Consider the following 1,629-nt stretch of genomic DNA (forward strand, 5'->3'; position numbering starts at 1 on the left):
GGCCACGACGTCCGGCGGCACACAGACGACGACGAGCTCGGGCAGCTCCCCCGGTCGGCCGGGTCGCCCTGCGCCATAGTCGACGGCCAGTTCGAGCGCGGAGGGCGACACGTCATCCAGCGCGACATCCACGCCGCGTTCCCGCAGTGCGAGCCCGATGCTGGCACCCAGGAGGCCAGCGCCGACGATGCGCACCGGGCCGGCAAGTCGGGGCTCAGGCATCGGCGTCACCCGCCGACTCAGTCACTGCGGCATCGCCCTCTCCAACACGGGAAATGGTCAGCAGCTCGCCCAACTCGGCCTTGGTGAGATCGCGGGTGCGGCCCATACCGAGGGTGCCGAGGTGGAGGGGCCCAAACTGGCGCCGGACCAACTCGATCACGGGGTGACCGACGGCATCGAGCATCCGGCGCACAATGCGGTTGCGCCCGGAGTGCAGGGTGATCTCGACCATCGAGGCACCACCCGAGGCGGCCCCCAGCAGGCGCGCCCTGTCGGCATGGATGGGCCCGTCGTCGAGCTCGATCCCTCGCGTCAATGTGCTGACCGTCTGGGCGCTCACCGACCCTGACACCTTGGCAATGTAGGTTTTCGATACCCCGAAGGAAGGATGCGCGAGCACATGCGCAAGCTCCCCATCATTGGTAAGCACGAGCAGGCCCGAGGTGTTCGCATCGAGACGCCCCACGTTGAAGAGTCGCTCGTCGTAGTCGCGGGTGAAGTCGCGCAGGTCGGGCCTGCCCCCTTCATCCGCCATAGAACTGACCACGCCGATCGGCTTATTCAGCATCACGTACCGCCTGCTGGCGTCGAGCTGGATCGCGGTGCCGTCAACGGTCACCCTGTCGGTGGACAGCACTCGACGGCCGGGCTCGTCGACGATCTCACCATTGACCGTGACCCGACCCTGCGAAATGAGGTCTTCAGACACCCGGCGTGACGCGACGCCCGCCGCGGCCATGACTTTTTGCAGCCGCTCCCCCTCGGGATGGGTTTCATCAAGCGCAGTGGTGTTGCTCATCAGGCTCCTGCCGTGGAAAAACCGTCTGCTCCATCGTCGAGAAGCGGAGAAATGTGGGGAAGCTCGTCAAGGGAATTGATGCCGAGTTGCACCAGCAGGATGTCGGTGGTCTCGTAGTGAATCGCACCGGTCTCACTGTCAGTGAACGCCTCGGTGATTAGCCCTCGGCCGAGGAGCGTACGCACGACAGAATCAACATTCACCGCGCGAATGGATGCCACGGCACCCCGGCTGATCGGCTGCTTATAGGCGATCACGGCGAGGGTCTCAAGTGCGGCCTGGCTCAGCCTTGTCGGATTCTGGGTGAGCACGAAATCCCGTACGGCGTCATCGTGCTCGGGACGCACATAGACGCGCCATCCCCCGCCGACCTCGCGAAGTTCGAACCCGCGGCGGGTTGCCCCTTCGTCCCCGTCGTAGTTCGCCACGAGCCTCTCGATGGACTGTCGGACGGCGGGCACCGGCGCCCCCAGCGCGGTGGCGAGCGATACAACCGACTGTGGCTCGTCGGCCACCATCAGGATCGCCTCGACGCTGCGCTCCAGGTGGATGACGCTGGTCGCCACGGTCACGCCAGTGTCGGTTTCGATCGTGTCGTTGTCGATCGT

General features: G+C 65.7%; 2 protein-coding genes and 1 pseudogene. All 3 read right to left on the reverse strand.

Features of this window, described 5'->3' with window-relative positions:
- Positions 1-222 (reverse strand): annotated as a pseudogene (locus RMN95_RS12875) (prephenate dehydrogenase); the annotation flags it as partial.
- Complete coding sequence (locus tag RMN95_RS12880) at positions 215-1,021, reverse strand: pseudouridine synthase (protein ID WP_309617308.1); 807 nt, start codon at positions 1,019-1,021, stop codon at positions 215-217. The gene RMN95_RS12880 and the pseudogene RMN95_RS12875, both read right to left, overlap by 8 nt.
- Positions 1,021-1,611, reverse strand: coding sequence for an SMC-Scp complex subunit ScpB (gene scpB, locus RMN95_RS12885; protein WP_309617309.1), 591 nt, complete (start codon positions 1,609-1,611; stop codon positions 1,021-1,023). The genes RMN95_RS12880 and scpB overlap by 1 nt, the downstream gene beginning before the upstream one ends.
- Positions 1,612-1,629 lie beyond the last annotated feature (18 nt).

The organism is Salinibacterium sp. (assembly GCF_031364185.1).
Lineage (GTDB): Bacteria > Actinomycetota > Actinomycetes > Actinomycetales > Microbacteriaceae > Rhodoglobus.

Bases quoted from the DNA above. Each gene is read 5' to 3' on its own strand.
- RMN95_RS12880 (WP_309617308.1), bottom strand. From the start codon at position 1,021: ATGAGCAACACCACTGCGCTTGATGAAACCCATCCCGAGGGGGAGCGG.